The 19400-nt window shown below is 63.4% G+C and carries 18 protein-coding genes; 14 read left to right on the top strand and 4 right to left on the bottom strand.

Annotated elements, in window-relative coordinates; genetic code table 11:
• The first annotated feature begins 10 nt into the window (after positions 1 to 10).
• From GST84_17850 to GST84_17815, 8 genes are all read left to right on the top strand, one after another.
• Positions 11 to 784, top strand: coding sequence for a gamma-glutamyl-gamma-aminobutyrate hydrolase family protein (locus GST84_17850; GenBank protein ID XGB14092.1), 774 nt, complete (start codon positions 11 to 13; stop codon positions 782 to 784).
• 69 nt (positions 785 to 853) lie between these two features.
• On the top strand, positions 854 to 2212 hold the full coding sequence (locus GST84_17845) for an aminotransferase class III-fold pyridoxal phosphate-dependent enzyme (GenBank protein ID XGB14091.1): 1359 nt from the start codon (positions 854 to 856) through the stop codon (positions 2210 to 2212).
• A 183-nt stretch (positions 2213 to 2395) separates the two neighbouring features.
• Complete coding sequence (locus GST84_17840; GenBank protein XGB14090.1) at positions 2396 to 2950, top strand: cupin domain-containing protein; 555 nt, start codon at positions 2396 to 2398, stop codon at positions 2948 to 2950.
• Positions 2951 to 3073: 123 nt separating this feature from the next.
• Positions 3074 to 3589: a ProQ activator of osmoprotectant transporter prop gene (locus GST84_17835; protein XGB14089.1), complete on the top strand. Its 516-nt coding sequence runs from the start codon at positions 3074 to 3076 to the stop codon at positions 3587 to 3589.
• Positions 3590 to 3990: 401 nt separating this feature from the next.
• Positions 3991 to 4473, top strand: coding sequence for a formate dehydrogenase subunit gamma (locus GST84_17830; protein XGB14088.1), 483 nt, complete (start codon positions 3991 to 3993; stop codon positions 4471 to 4473).
• Positions 4467 to 6026 (top strand): formate dehydrogenase, encoded by a 1560-nt coding sequence (locus tag GST84_17825; protein ID XGB14087.1) that lies wholly within the window; start codon positions 4467 to 4469, stop codon positions 6024 to 6026. The genes GST84_17830 and GST84_17825 overlap by 7 nt, the downstream gene beginning before the upstream one ends.
• Positions 6023 to 8905 (top strand): formate dehydrogenase subunit alpha, encoded by a 2883-nt coding sequence (locus tag GST84_17820; GenBank protein XGB14086.1) that lies wholly within the window; start codon positions 6023 to 6025, stop codon positions 8903 to 8905. The genes GST84_17825 and GST84_17820 overlap by 4 nt, the downstream gene beginning before the upstream one ends.
• A complete protein-coding gene (locus tag GST84_17815; GenBank protein XGB14085.1) occupies positions 8902 to 9105 on the top strand; it encodes a formate dehydrogenase in 204 nt (67 codons plus the stop codon). The genes GST84_17820 and GST84_17815 overlap by 4 nt, the downstream gene beginning before the upstream one ends.
• Before the next feature lie 114 nt (positions 9106 to 9219).
• Here the strand turns inward: GST84_17815 and GST84_17810 are convergent, their stop codons facing one another.
• Positions 9220 to 10083: a universal stress protein gene (locus GST84_17810; protein ID XGB14084.1), complete on the bottom strand. Its 864-nt coding sequence runs from the start codon at positions 10081 to 10083 to the stop codon at positions 9220 to 9222.
• Between the two features lie 154 nt (positions 10084 to 10237).
• Between GST84_17810 and GST84_17805 the strand changes: the two genes are divergently transcribed.
• On the top strand, positions 10238 to 10855 hold the full coding sequence (locus tag GST84_17805; GenBank protein XGB14083.1) for a tRNA-(ms[2]io[6]A)-hydroxylase: 618 nt from the start codon (positions 10238 to 10240) through the stop codon (positions 10853 to 10855).
• A gap of 22 nt (positions 10856 to 10877) precedes the next feature.
• Here GST84_17805 and GST84_17800 read toward each other — a convergent pair whose 3' ends face one another.
• Entirely contained in the window at positions 10878 to 11198 is a 321-nt protein-coding gene (locus GST84_17800; GenBank protein ID XGB15799.1) for a DUF883 family protein, read from the bottom strand.
• 127 nt (positions 11199 to 11325) lie between these two features.
• Here GST84_17800 and GST84_17795 point away from each other — a divergent pair, with 127 nt between their 5' ends.
• Entirely contained in the window at positions 11326 to 11589 is a 264-nt protein-coding gene (locus GST84_17795) for a hypothetical protein (protein XGB14082.1), read from the top strand.
• Positions 11590 to 11609: 20 nt separating this feature from the next.
• On the opposite strand, the gene GST84_17790 is transcribed toward GST84_17795, so the two are convergent.
• Positions 11610 to 12089, bottom strand: a complete 480-nt coding sequence (locus GST84_17790) for a hypothetical protein (GenBank protein ID XGB14081.1) — start codon at positions 12087 to 12089, stop codon at positions 11610 to 11612.
• A gap of 131 nt (positions 12090 to 12220) precedes the next feature.
• Between GST84_17790 and GST84_17785 the strand changes: the two genes are divergently transcribed.
• Positions 12221 to 13345 carry a sigma-70 family RNA polymerase sigma factor gene (locus tag GST84_17785; GenBank protein XGB14080.1) on the top strand — a complete coding sequence of 375 codons (1125 nt, stop codon included), beginning with the start codon at positions 12221 to 12223 and terminating at the stop codon, positions 13343 to 13345.
• A gap of 228 nt (positions 13346 to 13573) precedes the next feature.
• Complete coding sequence (locus GST84_17780) at positions 13574 to 16000, top strand: TonB-dependent siderophore receptor (protein ID XGB15798.1); 2427 nt, start codon at positions 13574 to 13576, stop codon at positions 15998 to 16000.
• Positions 16001 to 16126: 126 nt separating this feature from the next.
• On the opposite strand, the gene GST84_17775 is transcribed toward GST84_17780, so the two are convergent.
• Positions 16127 to 17017 (bottom strand): LysR family transcriptional regulator, encoded by an 891-nt coding sequence (locus GST84_17775; GenBank protein XGB14079.1) that lies wholly within the window; start codon positions 17015 to 17017, stop codon positions 16127 to 16129.
• Positions 17018 to 17119: 102 nt separating this feature from the next.
• Between GST84_17775 and GST84_17770 the strand changes: the two genes are divergently transcribed.
• A complete protein-coding gene (locus GST84_17770) occupies positions 17120 to 18199 on the top strand; it encodes an extracellular solute-binding protein (GenBank protein ID XGB14078.1) in 1080 nt (359 codons plus the stop codon).
• Between the two features lie 25 nt (positions 18200 to 18224).
• Positions 18225 to 19190, top strand: a complete 966-nt coding sequence (speB, locus tag GST84_17765) for an agmatinase (protein XGB14077.1) — start codon at positions 18225 to 18227, stop codon at positions 19188 to 19190.
• Positions 19191 to 19400: the final 210 nt, after the last annotated feature.

Genomic DNA, 19400 nt, shown 5'->3' with positions numbered 1-19400 from the left:
GGAGGAAGATATGCCACGTGTGCCCGTGATTGGCATTACCGCATGCACCAGCATGATTGGGCTGCATGCAACCCAGACCATCAGCGAAAAGTACGCGCGCGCGGCAGCCAAGGCAGCGTGTGGGCTGCCCATCGTCATTCCCAGCCTCGGTGAGCTGATGGACAGCGCCGATATTCTCGATGTGGTGGATGGGCTGATCTTCACCGGTTCGCCGTCCAACATCGAGCCGCACCACTACAACGGCCCGGCCAGTGCTGCGGGCACCCATCACGACCCTCTGCGCGATGCCACCACGTTGCCGCTGATGCGCGCGGCCATCGCCGCCGGCGTACCGATACTCGGCATTTGCCGTGGCTTCCAGGAAATGAACGTGGCGCTGGGTGGCACCCTGCACCAGAAGGTCCACGAGACCGGCATGTTCATGGACCACCGCGAAGGCAAGGATGAGCCCCTCGACAAGCAATATGGGCCGCGCCACACGCTTCATGTAGAGCCTGGCGGCATGCTCGACCGCATGGGCTTGCCGGCGATATTCGACGTCAATTCCATCCACGGCCAAGGCATCGACGTATTGGCCCCCGGGCTGAGGGTGGAAGCGCTGGCGCCCGATGGCCTGGTGGAAGCGGTTTCGGTCGAAAACAGCAAGGGTTTTGCCCTGGCCGTGCAATGGCACCCCGAGTTCCAGGTCATGGATAACCCACATTACCTGGCCATCTTCCAGTCCTTTGGCAAGGCCTGCCGGCATCGCTCGGTCCTGCGTCAGAGGCTGTTGCTGTCTGCCTGAGCAGCGACCTTTCCCACCTGTAAAAAGTACCCTCGCAGCATGGCTGCGAAACTTGATGGAGTGAAGTCAATGAGTGAACAGAATTCGCAGACCCTTGCCTGGCAAACCATGAGCCGCGACCATCACCTGGCCCCGTTCAGTGATGTCAGGCAACTGGCCGAGAAAGGCCCGCGCATCATCACCTCGGCCAAGGGCGTGTACCTGTGGGACAGCGAGGGCAACAAGATTCTCGATGGCATGGCCGGCCTGTGGTGCGTGGCAGTCGGGTATGGCCGCGATGAGCTGGCCGAGGTCGCCAGCCAGCAGATGAAGCAGCTGCCTTACTACAACCTGTTCTTCCAGACCGCGCACCCGCCTGCGCTGGAGCTGGCCAAGGCCATCGCCGAGGTGGCCCCGCAAGGCATGAACCACGTGTTCTTCACTGGCTCCGGCTCCGAAGGCAACGACACCGTGGTGCGCATGGTCCGCCATTACTGGGCGCTGAAGGGCCAGAAGAACAAGAAGGTCATTATTGGCCGTATCAACGGCTACCACGGCTCTACCGTGGCGGGCGCAGCGTTGGGTGGCATGAGTGGCATGCACCAGCAGGGCGGGGTGATCCCGGATGTCGTGCACATCCCGCAGCCATACTGGTTCGGCGAAGGCGGCGACATGACCGAGGCCGACTTCGGCGTGTGGGCGGCCGAGCAATTGGAGAAGAAGATCCTCGAAATTGGCGTGGACAACGTTGCCGCTTTCATCGCCGAGCCGATCCAGGGCGCCGGTGGCGTGATCATTCCGCCGCAGACGTACTGGCCGAAGATCAAGGAAATCCTGGCCAGGTACGACATCCTCTTCGTCGCCGACGAAGTGATCTGCGGGTTCGGCCGTACCGGTGAGTGGTTCGGCACCGATTACTACGACCTCAAGCCTGACCTGATGACCATCGCCAAGGGCCTGACCTCCGGCTACATCCCCATGGGTGGGGTGATCGTGCGTGACGAGGTGGCCAAGGTCATCAGCGAAGGCGGCGACTTCAACCACGGTTTTACCTATTCCGGCCACCCGGTGGCGGCAGCGGTGGGCCTGGAGAACCTGCGGATCCTGCGCGACGAGCAGATCATCCAGCAGGTGCACGATAAAACCGCGCCTCATCTGCAGCAACGCCTGCGCGAACTGGCCGACCACCCGCTGGTAGGCGAAGTGCGCGGCCTGGGTATGCTCGGGGCGATCGAGTTGGTGAAAGACAAGGCCACCCGGGCCCGTCATGAAGGCAAAGGTGTCGGCATGATCTGTCGCCAGCACTGCTTCGACAACGGCCTGATCATGCGCGCGGTGGGCGACACCATGATCATCGCGCCACCGCTGGTGATCAGTGTCGAAGAGATCGACGAGCTGGTGGAGAAAGCCCGCAAGTGCCTGGACCTGACCTATGAGGCTGTTCGGTAAGGGCAGAACGCTTGGTTAGCTGTTCTCAGCACCTGTGAGATCGAGCGCCGCCCGTGCGGTGCTCGATCGGTGCCTCAATCGTACATCTCGCCTCCGGCACCTCCCGCAAAGCATTTTGCTTTGTGAAATGAATCCTGTACTTTTCCGGGCATCCATTTCCCGTCTGAAAGTCGCGATTCAACCATGAAAGTGCACGAAGAAATCGAAGGCCTGGCAGTACTGATTCGCGACCTGCGCAAGTTCAAGGGCCTGACACTGGGCGAGCTTGCACAGCGCATCGGCCGTTCGGTGGGCTTTCTGTCCCAGGTCGAACGCGGCGTATCACGCCCGACCGTGGCCGACCTCACAGCCATCAGCGAAGAGCTCGGTGTTTCGACAGCCTACTTCTACAAGCTGGACAAACCCCGCGAGCTCGACTGGGTCACCCGCCCGCACGAGCGTCGCACGCTGCACCTGGCGGGTGGCATCACCGATGTGCTGGCATCGCCCTCGATAACGGGCGCGTTCTCCATGCTCGATAGCCATTTGCAGCCGGGGGCCAGCAGTGGCGAGGAGTACCTGGACGACAGCTCGGAGCAGGGCTGCTTCGTGCTCGAAGGCGAACTGACCGTGTGGTTGGGCGATGCTGAGCCGGTCACGCTACACGCCAATGACAGTTTTCAGCTGCAACCTCACGCCCGTTTTCGTTACGCCAACCTGACCGACAAGCCCACACGCGTGCTTTGGGTGTTCAGCTGAAGGCCGTCGTACAGGCATGTGCGTTGTGCCTCGGCTAGCCGGGAAAGTTGGCCTGCAAGCAATGTGCTGGCTGCATGGGGTATCCTTGCACCACGCAATCAACTTCGAAGCAGTGAATGAACAATGGGTTTTGAACAACTAGCTGAGCTACGAGACCGCCTGCGGGCGGAAAAAGGGCAGGTAAAGGCCGATAGCGCGAAACCGCCCAAGCGCAAGTCGCCCCCGCAGGCGAAGCCGCGCGAGATGGACCCGGCGGTGGCAGCGATCTGGCCACTGCAGAAGCATTTTCCCTTGGCTTTCCCGGTCAACCCGGCCCCCAAGGTGCCGCTCAAGGAGGGCATTTTCAAGGATGCCGAGCAACACCTGGAGCTGCTTGGGCTGACCCGCGAACAGCTCAAACTGGGCATTTCGACCTGGTGCCGTGGCGCTCGATACTGGGCGAGCATGGTGGAGAATGCACCGCGCCTTGACCTCAACGGTCAGGCTGCAGGTACCGTGACCGCCGCTCAGGCGCTGCATGCCAAGCAGCAAGCTGCGCGGCAACGCAGCCAGGACCGACGCAATCGTGCGAAGTCAAAGGCCCAGGCCCAGGCTCCGGCCCCCGCCGCCGACACCGAGGCGGTGCAGTCTACCGACTGAATTCAGTCGCGCTTTGCCCCCTGGCCATGCCGGATGGCAGCCCATTGCCGGGGCTGCCGTCTGGCTGGCCCGGCAGTGGGCCAGGTCCGGTTTCGAGGGCCTGGTGCATGCAACGATGGTTTCAAGACCCACCTGATCGGCAAGCCGCGGCAGATGATGCCGGGGCGCAAACACGTGCGTCGGTTTCAGAATGCGCCTGGTCGCTCGTATACAACCCCTCGGCGCCACAAGTGCCATGCTAGCAGGATGCCCAAGGGTCAGTGCGCGCAGACGTGCGGCCGTGGGCGAGGAGGCCGCCAGTACCACGCAACTGTGACGTGGAGGGTGCGCCGCAGCAGAACACGCCGGAAACCTGCCCTTTCAAACATTCAGGCAGGGTCCGTGATGCCGAGGTCCGCTGTATGCCTGATGAATTGCTCCACCTGCCTGTGATCCAGCGTATTCTGGACCGCGACAAGGACACCCCAGGTGCCCTGTTGCCGATCCTGCATGCCGTACAGCACGAGATTGGTTACATCCCTGATGCCTCGGTCCCCGAGATCGCCCATGCACTCAACCTCAGCCTGGCTGAAGTGCGTGGGGTTATCAGTTTCTATCACGACTTCCGCACCGCGCCGCCCGCTCGCCACACCCTGCGCCTGTGCCTTGCCGAGTCGTGCCAGAGCCGTGGCGCCGAAGCCCTGGCCGCGCAATTGCGTGAACAGTTGGCACTGGACGACCATGGTACCAGCGCCGACGGGGCCATCAGCCTGCGCCCGGTGTATTGCCTGGGTGCCTGTGCCTGCTCGCCAGCGCTGGAGCTGGACGGCCAGGTGCACGCGCGCCTCACCCCTGAGCGCCTGCGGGACTTGGTCAACGGTTGCCAGGAGGACTCAGCATGCTGAAGCTGTATATTCCCTGTGATTCGGTTGCCCGCGCCGTGGGTGCCGACCAGGTTGCCGAGGCCCTGCTGCGCGAGGCCGAGCGCCGCCAGTTGCCGCTGGACATCCAGCGCACCAGCTCGCGCGGGCTTTACTGGCTTGAGCCGCTGATCGAGTGCGACAGTGCGCAAGGGCGCCTGGGTTTCGGTCCGGTTACGCCACACGATGCGCCGTCATTGCTTGATGCCCTGGCGGGCGAACCCGGTGGCCACTCGTTGGCATTGGGGCCGGTCGAAGAAATACCCTATCTCAAGACCCAGCAACGCCTGCTGTTCGCTCGCGCTGGCATCACTCGGCCACTGTCGCTGGACGACTATCGTGCCAACGGCGGGTTCGCGGGCCTCGAGGCCGCCGTGGCGCTGGACGGTGCCGAAGTGGTTGCCGCAGTACTCGATTCCGGGCTGCGTGGCCGTGGTGGTGCGGCGTTCCCGGCCGGCATCAAGTGGCGCACCGTGCGAGACGCTGGTGCCGGGCAGAAGTACGTGGTGTGCAACGCCGACGAGGGTGACTCGGGCACGTTCGCTGATCGCATGCTGATGGAGGGCGACCCCTTCCTGCTGATCGAGGGCATGATCATTGCCGGCCTCGCCGTAGGTGCCGACAAGGGCTACATCTATGTGCGCTCGGAGTATCCCGACGCCATCCGGGTACTTGACCAGGCCTTCGCCATCGCGCGTGAAGCTGGCTACCTGGGGGCTGACGTCGCCGGCAGCGGCCAGGCGTTCGACCTGGAAGTGCGGGTGGGCGCTGGCGCCTATATTTGCGGCGAAGAAACCGCGCTGCTCGAATCCATCGAAGGCAAGCGTGGCATCGTCCGCGCCAAGCCACCGCTGCCTGCGCTGCAAGGGCTGTTCGGCCTGCCGACGCTGGTGCACAACGTGCTTACCCTGGCATCGGTGCCCATCATTCTGGCCAAGGGTGCAGCGTTCTATCGCGATTTCGGCATGGGCCGCTCGCTGGGCACCATGCCGTTCCAGCTGGCCGGCAACATCCGCCAGGGTGGCCTGGTAGAGCGCGCGTTCGGCCTGACCCTGCGCGAGCTGGTGGAAGGCTATGGCGGTGGCACAGCCAGTGGCCGGCCGCTGAAGGCCGCGCAGGTCGGTGGCCCGCTTGGTGCCTGGGTACCCCCCAGCCATTTCGATACCCCATTGGACTATGAAGCGTTTGCCGCCGTGGGCGCGATGCTCGGCCACGGCGGTGTCGTGGTGGCCGACGATACGCTGAACATGGCCAGCATGGCGCGTTTCGCCCTGCAGTTCTGTGCCGAAGAGTCCTGCGGCAAGTGCACCCCGTGCCGCATCGGCTCCACCCGGGGCATGGAAGTGGTCGACCGGCTGATCGCCACCAGCGACATCACCGAGCGTCACGACCAGGCGCTGTTGCTGCGTGACCTGTGCGACACCCTGCAGTACGGCTCGCTGTGCGCCATGGGCGGTATGACTGCCTATCCGGTGGCCAGCGCGCTCAAGTACTTCCCCGCCGATTTTGGGCTGACCACTACGGAGGCCGCACAGTGATCAATTTCTTCGACCCCGCTTCTGATAAAAGCAGCGACCTCGGCACACCGGCCCGCGAAAGCGAAGTGCAGGTCAGCCTGAGCATCGATGGCCGTGCCATCAGCGTGCCTGCTGGCACCTCGGTCATGCGCGCCGCCGCCATGCTGGGCACCAGTATCCCCAAGCTGTGCGCCACCGACAGCCTCGAAGCCTTCGGCTCCTGCCGCATGTGCATGGTGGAAATCGAAGGCATGCGCGGCTACCCGGCATCCTGCACCACGCCAGTCAGTGAAGGCATGGTGGTGCGCACCGAAACCCCGCGCCTGGCCGGCCTGCGTCGCAACGTGATGGAGCTGTACATTTCCGACCACCCGCTGGACTGCCTGACCTGTTCGGCCAACGGCAACTGCGAGCTGCAGACCGTGGCCGGCCAGGTGGGCCTGCGTGAGGTGCGCTACGGCTATGACGGCGCCAACCACCTGGACGAGAAAAAAGACGTTTCCAACCCGTATTTCGACTACGAGCCAAGCAAGTGCATCGTCTGCAGCCGCTGTGTGCGCGCCTGCGAAGACATCCAGGGTACGTTTGCCCTGACCATCACCGGGCGTGGTTTCGAATCGCGGGTGGCGGCAGCGGGGGGCGAAAACTTCCTTGCTTCCGAATGCGTGTCGTGCGGCGCCTGCGTGCAGGCCTGTCCAACCGCGACCCTGACGGAAAAGAGCCTGGTGCAGCTGGGCCAGCCTGAGCGTTCGGTCATTACCACCTGCGCCTACTGCGGCGTTGGCTGCTCGTTCCGCGCCGAAATCAAGGGTGACCAGCTGGTGCGCATGGTCCCGGACAAGAACGGTGGCGCCAACCACGGCCATGCCTGCGTCAAGGGCCGCTTTGCCTGGGGCTACGCCACCCACCCGGACCGCATCACCAAACCGATGATCCGCAAGCGCCTGGAAGACCCGTGGCAGGAAGTCAGCTGGGACGAGGCCGTGACCTACGCCGCCAGCGAGTTCCGCCGCATTCAGCTCAAGTACGGGCGCGACTCCATCGGCGGCATCACCTCCAGTCGTTGTACCAACGAAGAAGCCTACCTGGTGCAGAAACTGGTGCGCACGGCGTTTGGCAACAACAACGTCGACACCTGCGCACGGGTGTGTCATTCGCCCACCGGTTATGGCCTGAAGCAGACCCTGGGTGAGTCGGCTGGCACACAAAGCTTCGACTCGGTGATGCAGGCCGACGTTGTGCTGGTGATCGGCGCCAACCCCACTGACGCCCACCCGGTATTCGGCTCGCAACTCAAGCGCCGCCTGCGTCAGGGGGCGCGGCTGATCGTGATCGATCCACGGCGCATCGACCTGGTCGACTCGCCGCACGCCCGCGCCGACCTGCACCTGCAACTGCGCCCGGGCACCAACGTGGCCATGCTCAACGCCCTGGCCCACGTGATCGTCACCGAGGGCCTGCTGGCCCAGCGCTTCATCGATGCCCGCTGCGAAACCGAAGACTTCGCCCGTTGGCGCGACTTCGTCAGCCTGCCAGAGAACGCCCCCGAGGTGCTCGGCCCGGTTTGTGGCGTGCCTGCTGAGCAGATCCGCGCTGCGGCCAGGCTGTATGCCACCGGCGGCAACGCGGCCATCTACTACGGCCTGGGCGTGACCGAGCACAGCCAAGGCAGTACCGCAGTGATGGGCATTGCCAACCTGGCCATGGCCACCGGCAACATCGGCCGTGAAGGGGTAGGGGTGAACCCGCTGCGAGGGCAGAACAACGTGCAGGGCTCGTGCGACATGGGCTCGTTCCCCCACGAGCTGCCCGGCTACCGGCATGTCTCCAACGAGGGCGTGCGTGCCGAGTTCGAACAGGCCTGGGGCGTGACCTTGCAGCCCGACCCGGGTCTGCGCATTCCCAACATGTTCGAAGCGGCGCTGGATGGCAGCTTCAAGGCGCTGTACTGCCAGGGTGAAGACATCGCCCAGAGCGACCCCAACACCCAGCACGTCACGGCGGCCTTGCTCGCCATGGAGTGCGTGGTGGTGCAGGACATTTTCCTCAACGAAACTGCCAAGTTCGCCCATGTGTTCCTGCCGGGCAGCTCGTTCCTGGAAAAGGACGGCACCTTCACCAACGCCGAGCGGCGTATTTCGCGGGTGCGCAAGGTCATGGAGCCGCTGGCAGGCAAGGCCGACTGGGAAGCTACCGTGGCCCTGGCCAACGCCTTGGGCTACCCGATGAACTACCGCCATCCTTCCGAGATCATGGACGAGATCGCCCGCCTGACGCCGACCTTCCGTCGTGTCAGCTACGCTGAAATCGACCGCCACGGCAGCCTGCAGTGGCCGTGCAACGACGCCGCGCCAGACGGCACGCCGACCATGCACATCGACCAGTTCGTGCGTGGCAAGGGCCGTTTCATGCTCACCGGCTACGTGCCCACCGACGAAAAGGTCAACAACCGCTACCCGTTGCTGCTGACCACCGGGCGCATTCTTAGCCAGTACAACGTTGGTGCCCAGACCCGGCGTACCGGCAACGTCGCCTGGCATGACGCCGACCGCCTGGAAATCCACCCGACCGATGCTGAAAGCCGTGGCATCCAAGATGGTGACTGGGTCGGTATCGGCAGCCGCGCCGGGCAGACTGTGCTGCGTGCCAAGGTCAGTGCGCGCGTGGCGCCGGGGGTGGTGTACACCACCTTCCACTTCCCGGAGTCGGGGGCCAACGTGATCACCACCGACAACTCCGACTGGGCCACCAACTGCCCCGAGTACAAGGTGACGGCAGTGGAAGTGGTGAAAGTGTTCCAGCCATCGCAATGGCAAAAGCGCTATCAGGACTTCAGTGATGAACAGCAGCGCCTGCTGAAAGAGCGCCGTACTGCGGAGAAAGCCGAGGTTCGCCGATGAGCAGCGAAAACCTGGTCAAGATGGCCAACCAGATCGCCCATTACTTCGACAGCGAGCCAGACCGGGCGCTGGCGGTGCAAGGGGTGCGGCAGCATATGAAGAGCTTCTGGACGCCGGCGATGCTCCGGCAGTTGGCAGAGTGGAACGAGGCCCATGCGGGGGAGGGGCTTGACCCAAAAGTGCGGGAGGCGTTGGTCTAGATTCCCGGGCGGCAACGGAACCTTGGGGGCGGGTTTGCCTGCGAATGTGGCGTTGAAATCAATGACGCATTCGCGGGTGAACCCGCTCCTACAAGGGGCCTGCCTGTTGCATACTCAGCCGCGGGCCAGCTCCGCCAGGTGGGCGATGGCTTCCTCGCTCTTGAGCACCAGCACATCGCCCTCCAGCGCATCCAGCACCACTTCCGAGGTATTACCGATCAACGCCCCGGAAATCCCTGTGCGGCACACCGTACCTATCACTGTCACCACTGCATCGAGCTTCTGTTCGGTATGTGGAATCAACACATCCGCCGGCCCTTCGGCCACGTGCAGGCACTCATCGCTGATGCCGTATTCGGCCTGGAACGCCTTGCACGCTTCACGGTAGCGTTTTTCGATCGTATCGCTCAGCTGGTAGGCCGGGTCCGACGCTGACAGCATCGGCGACGGGTGGGCACTGATGACATGCAGTTCTCCCTTGGCCAGTTTGGCAATCTCGAAGCCATGGTCGATGATGCTGGCATGCAGGCGGCGGTGGTCTTCGTCCTGGTTGCCCACGTCCACCGCCGCCAGGATCTTGCCCCCGGTCCACGGCCGCTCGCTCTTGACCATCAGCACGGCACATGGGCATTGGCGCAGCAGCTTCCAGTCGCTGGGGGTGAGCAGGGCTTTTTTCAGTGGGTTGTCCGGACGGTGGTCCTTGATCACCAGTTCACAGCCTTCGGCCTGCTGTACATAGATGATGGTGTCGTGCAGGTTGTCGCGCCAGCCCTCTTCATGGGTGACATTGTCGTAGCCGTCATCATGCAACTGGCTGCTCAGCAGGCTCAGCAGCGCGCTGTGATCATGCCGTTTGTCGCACATCAGCAAATGCAGGCGTGCGCCAGTAATGCCAGCGATCAGCTTGGCCCGCGTAAGCGCGCGGCTGTGGGCGTGCGCGGGGTCGAGGACGACGAGGATGCTGCGGACGGCTTGCATGGGCGTTAACTCCCTTCGATGATGGCGACCAATGCCTGACTATAGTCGGCGCTTCCCCCTCCAGCGCTTGATGTACATCAAGCATAGTCACTGGCATCGCCAGCCGCCGCCGGTATAATCGCCGGCCCTGCCTGTTCTGTGTGGTTGCACGCTTATGTCCCTGATCCCCGAAATCGACGCCTTTCTTGGCTGCCCGACGCCAGACGCCTGGATCGAAGCGGCGCTCGCCGACCAGGAAACCCTGCTGATCGACCACAAGAACTGCGAGTTCAAGGCCGCCAGCACGGCCCTGAGCCTGATAGCCAAGTACAACACTCACCTTGATCTGATCAACATGATGTCGCGCCTGGCCCGCGAGGAGCTGGTGCATCACGAACAGGTGTTACGCCTCATGAAGCGTCGCGGTGTGCCGTTGCGCCCGGTGTCGGCGGGGCGTTATGCGTCGGGGTTGCGCCGGCTGGTGCGCGCCCACGAGCCGGTCAAGCTGGTGGATACGCTGGTGGTGGGGGCGTTCATCGAGGCGCGCAGTTGCGAACGTTTTGCCGCGCTGGTGCCGCATCTGGATGAGGAGCTGAGCCGCTTCTACCACGGGCTGCTGAAAAGCGAGGCGCGCCACTACCAGGGTTATCTGAAACTGGCGCACAACTACGGTGATGAGGCGGACATCGCCCGCCGCGTCGAGCTGGTACGCGCTGCGGAAATGGAGCTGATCCAGTCACCAGACCAGGAGCTGCGCTTCCACAGCGGCATCCCGCAGGCTTTGGCCGCCTGATGTGCACCAGGCGGCGCAGGCTTTAATTGCGCCGGCCCAGTAGCAGGCCCACCACCAGCCCGAGGCCGGCGGAAATGGCGACGGTCTGCCAGGGGTGGCCGCCGATGTAGTCCTGAGTGGCGTCCACCACCGGTTGCGCCTTGCTGCGCACGTTGCTGGCCGCCTGGCGTGCCTGGCGCAGCTTCAGGCTTACCTGGGCGCGCAGTGTCTCTGCTTCTTCGCCGACCAGGGCGGCACTGTCGTTCAGCAGTTTTTCCGATTCTTCTATCAGCGATTGCAGTTCGCTGAATACCTGGTCCTTGATCTGATCGCTGTCTGCCAGCGTGGCGTTTTTCCGGGCCATGAACTCGTCCTCGTCAATGGGGGTGTGAACAATGGATGCCACCACATCGGTAAAGTTGCGGCGGCTTTCCGATGATGGGTTGCCTGGGTGTAAGATAGCGGCCATTTTCAAACCTGCAGGTAACTTCATGAGTTTCAATCTGGCCAACATGAGCTTCGAGGAACGGGCGCAGATCGAGGCAGAGAAGGCCCGGCTGTTCGAGATGTGGCAAAACAACCTGGGCAAAGCCAAGGGCGAAGCCGCCCGGCTGATTGCTGAAAAGCCACGGCGCAAGGGCAAATGGGCCGAGTGGGTGCGCGCTGAACTGGACGGCATGACCCCGCCTGAATACGCCAGCATGGTGCGCAGCGAAGTCAACAAGCTGATGGCCGCAGCCAGCGCCAACCGCTGAGCACACCCGCCGGGCGCTTATCAGTAGGTGCCCTTGGGCAGGTCCAGCTTGCCTTCATCGGTAAAACGCACGGTCCCCAGCGGCCCGCCGGCCAGTTTGCCGCGCAGCTTGTAGGGCAGCCCCTGCAGCGAATCCAGTTTGCCTAGCCCATAGGCCTGGCGCAGGAAGGAAAACGCCGTGATGCTGACCGGCACCACGATCACTGCTTCGTCGTAACGGCCAATGTGCCCCTGCTGGTCGCTGACCCCGGCGGCCAGCGGCTGGCCGTTCACTTCCAGATTCAAGGCGATGCCGTTGTAATCGATCGGTGCCTCATTGGGGTTCTGCACCCGCATTTTCACCGCCATGCGCAGTTCCAGCTCTTGCCCGGGCAGTGGTTCAATGCCGATCACGCTGATGTTCACCGGGTCACGTGGCTGGAACAGCGCACAGGCTGCCAGGCCACAGGCCAGCAGCAGGACCAGGAACAGACGGGTATAGCGGTACAGACGGGCAGTCATGGGCTGTGACCTTGCCGGAGTGGAGCTGGCAGTGTGGCAAATGCGCGTCGACGTTGAAAGTATCGGTTGATATGAAAGATACTGTTTCTCATTAACGCCCGATAACCTCTCTTACTGGCTGTTCCCCAATCATGCTGACTTCACCCATGTCGGGCCTGCTGGCAAGTTTCCAGGAGCACTACGACGACCTGCTGCAGTTTCTGACGCGGCGCATGAGCGACCGCCAGCGCGCGGCCGACGTGGCGCAGGAAACCTACCTGAAGCTGGTGAACATCGACGAGCAGGCAGTGCCGGTGTTGCACGCGCGCAGTTTCATCTTCCGCGTGGCCGGCAACCTGGCAATTGACGCCTTGCGCCGTGAGCAACGCATCGCTGCCAGCCACGACGACAGCGACGGAGCCTGTGAGGTGGCCTGCCCGGCACCGGCACCCGAGGCGGCGTTGCTGGCCCGCGAGCGCTTGCAGATTCTTGACCAGGCGCTGTTGCAGTTGCCCGACAATGCCCGCCAGGCGCTGTTGCTCAACCGTGTCGAGGGCCTGACCCAGAAGCAGGTCGCTCAACGCCTGGGGGTTTCCGAGAGCATGGTGGCAAAGTACATCGGCCAGGCTCTGCGCCATTGCCGCGGCCGGCTGAAGCAGGCGGGTGTGGCAGCATCGGTGGTGTTGCTGGTCGCCGCCGTGGCGGGTTGGCAGCAAGCCCCGATGCTGCTGGCGGATTACCACACCGCCGTGGGCGAACGGCAGATCATTACCCTGGCAGATGGCACACGGGTGACGCTGAACAGCGCCAGCGCCTTGAGCGTGGCGTTCAGCGAGCATGAGCGGCGTGTGGTGCTCGATGCGGGTGAGGCACTGTTCGAGACCGCTGATGATTCACGGCCGTTTGTGGTCGAAACGGCCGGTGCGCGGGTGCAGGGCAATGCTGCCACCTTCAGCGTGCAGCGCGATGGCCACGTCGTGTTGGCTCGCGGTGAAGCCAAGGTGGGTGAACATGAACTGGCGGTGGCGGCCGATGCCGTCACGCAGATGGCCTGGCAGCGGGGCAAGCTGATCTTCAACGGCAAGCCGCTGGGGCAGGTGCTGATGGAGCTTGAACGATACCGGCATGGGCGCATTGTGTTGTCCGACAGCAAGCTGGCTGCGATGGAGGTGAGCGGGGTGTTCGACCTGGATGAACCTGAGGCTCTGTTGCGGACGTTGGAGCAGCGATATGGCCTGAAGGTGACCTACCTGCCATGGTTGGCCGTGGTGCATTGATGAGCTTGTGCCGTCCTCTTAGCGGGCTTGCCCGTTCCTGCACAGGTCGCACGATATTCAGGCGGGCGCATTCGTTGTAGGAGCGGGCTTGCCCGCGAAGAGGCCGGACAGAAATAAAAATATTTTTCATTTGGCACTGCAAGTTCCTGCAAGCCAGATCGTCGTAGTGAGACTGATCAGCAACCCATTCTCATTTACGACTTGTCAGGAAGCTCATTCGTGCCTCTGATGCTCAAGCCCTTGCACCGCCGTTGCGGTCCACTTCACCATGCCTTGATGTCTTGCAGTGCCTTGGCCCTGTTGCTCGGCCCCCTGCACGCTGGGGCTGCGACAACTGCCGAACAGACCCAGATGCAGGCCCGCCAGGTCCAGCTCAACCTGCCCACCCAGCCGCTGGACCAGGCGCTGACCACCTTCGCCGACCAGGCCGGCCTGCACCTGCTGTACACCACTGGCGATGTCGCCGGCCAGGTCAGTCCGCCGTTGCAGGGCAACTACAGTGTCGAGCAGGCCCTGCAGCAGTTGCTGGCCGGCAGTGGCATGAGTTGGCAGTTCAGCGAGGCTCGCACCATCACGCTGAGCAAGGCCGCGGCTGCGCCGCAGGCGGTCAACCTCAAGCCGATCGAAGTCAGCGTAGCCTCGCGCACCAGCACCGCAATCAGCGAAATCCCCGGAACCGTCTGGGTAGTGGACCAGCAGCAATTGCGTGAGCAGATCGACAGCGGCGTCAGCCTGAAGGAAGCCATCGGCAAGCTGGTGCCGGGCCTTGACCTGGCGCCGGAAGGGCGCACCAATTACGGCCAGAACATGCGCGGGCGCAACGTGCTGGTGATGATCGATGGGGTCAGCCAGAACAGCTCACGCGGCCTGTCGCGCCAGTTCGACAGCATTTCGCCGTTCAACGTCGAGCGCGTCGAAGTGCTGTCTGGCGCCAGCGCCATCTACGGCGGTGGTGCCACCGGCGGCATCATCAACATCGTGACCAAGAAGGGCGAACCCGGCCCGGCGCGCTTCGAGACCCAGTTGGGGGCCAGCAGCGGTTTCAACAACAGCGACGACCTGGCTACGCGCTTCGCCCAGTCGGTCAGCGGCGGCAACGAGCGGGTCAATGCCCGGTTGGGGGTTTCCGGTGAGCAGAACGAAGCCTTCTACGATGGTGCTGGCGACCAGATCTTCATCGACAACACCCAGACCGACCTGCAGTACAACCGCACCATCGACGTACTCGGTACCTTGGGCCTGCAGCTGAACGACCAGCAGAGCCTCGACCTGTTGGCCCAGTACTACGACTCGGGCAACCACGGCAGCACGGGTATCTACTTCCCCAACCTGAACTACAACGCGCCATCCGACCTGGAAGACGCCGAGCTGCGCAGCGGTTATTCATCGGACCTGGAGCCGCGCACGCGGCGCCTGCTGCTCAATGCCAATTACCACCACACCGACGTGCTGGGCCAGGACTTCTACCTGCAGGCTTCGTACCGCAAGGAAGACGACAACTTCTACCCGTTCCCGTACTACAACCGTGCCACACCCACCGGCTCGCGCGGGGTGTACTTTGCCGCCTCGCAGCAGAACTTCGAGGTCACCAGCCTCAAGGGCCTGTTTGCCAAGCAGTGGGATACGCTGAAGCTGACCTACGGCGTTGACCTGGACCGCGAGCGCTTCAACGCCGAGCAGACCACCTTCAACGCCCAGACTTCGTCCGAGTCGGGTGGCCTGGAGCTGGAAAAGGACAGCAAGGCCGCACGCTACCCCAGCTACCGGGTGGATGGGGTGTCGGTATATGCCCAGCTGGACTGGCATGCCACTGACAACCTGACGTTGTCCGGTGGCGCCCGGCGCCAGCAGATGGACGTGGACGTCAGTGACTTCAAGGGCGTGCCGGGCGGCAGTAACGACTATCAGGTCAACCTGTTCAACGTTGGTGCCATCTACGACTTCAAGAACGGCCACCAGGTGTGGAGCAACTATGGCGAAGGCTTCGACCTGCCTGACCCGGCCAAGTACTACGGCAAGCCGGGCCTGAGTGTGGCCGATAACCCGTTGGCCGGTATCAAGAGCCGCCAGGTGGAATTGGGCTGGCGCTATGCCGACCTGGACTGGGATGCACAGGCAGCGCTGTACTACATCTGGTCGGACAAGATCATCAACGTCGATTCGCAAACGCTGACCATTGACGTGGAAGATCAGAAAAGCCGCGACTTCGGCTTTGAAGGGGCACTGACCCGGCACTTCCAGACCGGCTGGGAAGCTGGCGGCACATTGCACATGACACGCTCCGAGGAAGAGGCCGCCGACGGCGGCTGGATCAAGCGCGATGCCCGATACGCTTCGTTGTCCAAGGCCACCGCGTTCGTCGGCTGGAAGGCCGATGGCCGCAGTGCACGGTTGCAGGCCAACCATGCCTTCAGCCTGAAGGACGATGCCGATCACGAGATTGACGGCTACACCACCTTCGACCTGCTGGGCAGCCAGGACACCGGTTTCGGCACCTTCAGCGCCGGTATCCAGAACCTGCTGGACAAGCAGTACAGCACGGTATGGGGACAGCGCGCGACGTTGTTCTATTCGCCGACCTACGGGCCGGCGTATCTGTATGACTACCAGGGGCGCGGGCGTACCTACACGCTGAGCTGGAGCATGGCTTACTGATGGTGGTTGCCTGAACGGGCCTGTTCGCGGGTAAACCCGCTCCTACACGACGGCCCGTGCCCAGCCACCGACAGGTGTCCACCACCGATCCGGTGTAGGAGCGGGTTTACCCGCGAAGGGACCGATTCAGGCAAACGCCGCCAGCAAATCCTGCGCAAATACATGGGCTGCCTCGCCAACCCCCTGTGCCCGGTGCCGGGCCAGGGTGAACGGCACCCCAAAATCAAGCTCAGGGTCCAGCGCCCATAACAGCCCCTCGGCCTCCCAGCCCTGTGCACAGTGGCATGGCAAGTAGCCAATATGCCGTCCCGACAGAATGAACGTCAGCACGCTTTCGATCTGCTCCGCCACTGCCGTGCTGCGTCTGCTCTGGAACGGTTCGCCCCCTTTGAGAAAACGGTACGGATGGCGCACCTGGTCCATGTCCAGCAACCGCTCAAGCCCAACATCCGTTTCGCCGTACAGCACATGCCCCTTGCCGCAATACAGCCGCTGTCGCTCGGCGAACAAGGGCTGGTAATCAAAGGCCGCCTGGTTGCCGGAAAAGTAGCTGATGGCATAGTCCAGCCGCTGCTCCAGCAACAGCCGTTCCAGTTCCGCCGGCGGTGCACTGACTAGCTCCAGTTGCACCGATTCCTCTCGCCTGCGAAATGCCGCAATGGCCGCCGCCAGTTTCAGGCTCACCGCCTTGTCCTGATTTTCCGCCATGCCGATGCGCACAGTTCCCAGCAGCCGCCCGGCAACGCCGTTGGCCTGCTGGCGAAACTGCTCGATGTTCAGCAGTAGCCCACGCGCCGCGTCCAAAAGCAGTTCACCTTTTTCCGTCAGGCGAAAACCACCTTTGCCGCGGCTGCACAGGCGGTAACCCAAGCGTGCCTCCAGTTGGGCCATGCGCTGGCTGATGGTGGGCTGGCTCAGGCCCAGCACGCCTTGAGCGGCGCTGAAGCCACCTGCCTCGACTACAGTGACGAACAGCCGCAGCAAGTGCAGGTCGGGATCATGGACTTGTCCGAGCATTACATTGCTCCTGATGAATGTCAGCTTTGCAAACTTGCCATTGGTGCAATGTAACCCGGCTGGCATGCTCGCGGCATCCACCCATTTACCGAGGTGTCCGCCATGCGTCGATCGTTGTGCCTTTTGTCTCTGGTTCTGGCCCTGCCGCTGCAGGCCGAAGAAAAGGTCGTCAACCTCTACAGCTGGGCCGATTACGTCGCCCCGCAAACCCTGCAACGCTTCGAACGGGAAACCGGCTACAAGGTGCGTTACGACACCTTTGACACCCCCGAGGTACTGGAAACCAAGCTGCTGACTGGTGGTAGCGGCTATGACGTGGTGGTGCCGTCATCCACCGTGCTGGCCCGGGCGCTCAAGGCCAATGCCCTGCAACCGCTGGACGCTCAGGCCATGCCTGGCTACGGCAACCTCGACAAGGACCTGCTGGGCAAACTGGCCGAGGTTGACCCCGGCAACCGCCATGCTGTGCCGTACACCTGGGGCACGCTGGGCCTGGGGGTAAATGTGGAGGCGGTACGCCAGCGCCTTGGTGATGTACCGCTGGATAGCCTCGACCTGTTGTTCAAGCCCGAGTACGCCACCCGCCTGAAGGGTTGCGGCATCGCCATACCTGACTCGCCCCAGGAGGTGATCGGCGTAGCCCTGAACTACCTGGGCAAGGACCCTTACAGCCAGAACAAGGGTGACCTGGCTGCCGCGCAGAACCTGCTCAGCCAGTTGCAGCCGTCGATCAGCTACGTCGCCAATGGCCGGCAGATCAACGACCTGGCCAATGGCAGCGTGTGCCTGGCGCTGACCTACAACGGCGATGCCGCGATGGCCGCCGACCAGGCCCGCCGTGCCGGCAAGCCGTTCGAGGTGATCTACCGCATCCCCCGCGAAGGCACGCTGGTATGGCAGGACAACCTGGTCATCCCCAAGGACGCCCCACACCCCGAGGCCGCCCGGGCGTTCATCGCCTTCATGCTCAAGCCTGAGTCGGTGGCAGCGCTGACCAACACGCTGTTCTTCGCCAACGCCAACCAGGCTGCCACACCGCTGGTGGACGAAGCGGTGCGCAACGACCCGGATATCTATCCGTCGGCCGAGGTGCGTCAGCGCCTGTATGCCGACCGCAGCATGGCCCTGGCCGACCTGCGCCAACGCAACCGTCTGTGGACCGCCTTCCGCAGCCGGCAGTAGCCCATGACAATCAAGGAGCCCGACCGTGGACCAAGCCGCAAGCAACGACCAGGCAATTACCCGCGATAGCCTGTATGGGACCGCCGCAGAAAGCACCTACGCCGGTGTTGTCAGTTTTTCCCGCCGCCGCTACAGCCGCGATTTGCGCGGTGTGGATGTGGTGGTCAGCGGTGTGCCATTCGACACGGCCACCAGTAACCGCCCCGGCGCGCGTTTCGGCCCGCGGGCGATTCGTGCGGCCTCGGTTCAGCAGGCCTGGGCCCGCCACTGGCCGTGGGCGTTCGACCCGTTCGACCACCTGGCGGTGATCGACTATGGTGACTGCCCCTTCGACAGCGGCACGCCGCAGTCGGTACCGGACAGCATCGAGGCCCATGCCGAGCATATTCTGCAGGCGGGGTGCGCCATGCTCACCCTCGGTGGCGACCACTTCATCAGCTACCCGCTGCTCAAGGCTCACGCCCGCCGCCATGGCCCGCTGGCGCTCATTCATTTCGATGCGCACAGTGACACCTGGCCAGACGAGGCGGGCAAGCGCATCGATCACGGCACCATGTTCTGGCATGCCGCCCGCGAAGGCCTGGTTGACCCGGCCCACTCGGTACAGATTGGCCTGCGCACGACCAATGACGACAGCCAGGGCTTTGCCATTCTCGACGCCAGGCAAGTGCACCGCCAGGGCACAGAGGCGGTGATTGCGGCGATTCGCCAGCGGGTGGGCGAGCGGCCGGTGTACCTGACCTTCGACATTGACTGCCTCGATCCGGCCTACGCACCCGGTACCGGAACGCCTGTGTGTGGCGGGCTGAGCACGGTGCAGGCGCTGGAGATTCTGGGTGGGCTGCGTGGCATCAACCTGGTAGGCATGGACTTGGTGGAAGTGGCGCCAGCCTATGACCATGCCGATATCACTGCTTTGGCCGGGGCAACCTTGGCCATGGAGATGCTGTGCCTGTATGCGGCGCGGCACAAGGTGGACAACGGCCAGTAGATTTTGCGGCCATTCGCGGGCAAGCCCGCTCCCACACGTGTCTCACAGGGCCAGAAATCTGTGGGTGACCGTGGGAGCGGGCGCGCCCGCGAATGGCTGCAAAGCAGCCCTCCGAGGCCCATACTGAAACATCAGGAATCATCTCCACCCGCATTCACACTTTTGCCGCGAACCCCTCGCGCCTTAGGCTATCAAACCCACCAGGCGCGG

It is taken from the genome of Pseudomonas putida, assembly GCA_041879295.1.
GTDB lineage: Bacteria > Pseudomonadota > Gammaproteobacteria > Pseudomonadales > Pseudomonadaceae > Aquipseudomonas > Aquipseudomonas putida_Y.
Note: the sequence above shows the minus strand (reverse complement) of the source record. Positions and strands in the feature narration are given on the sequence as shown.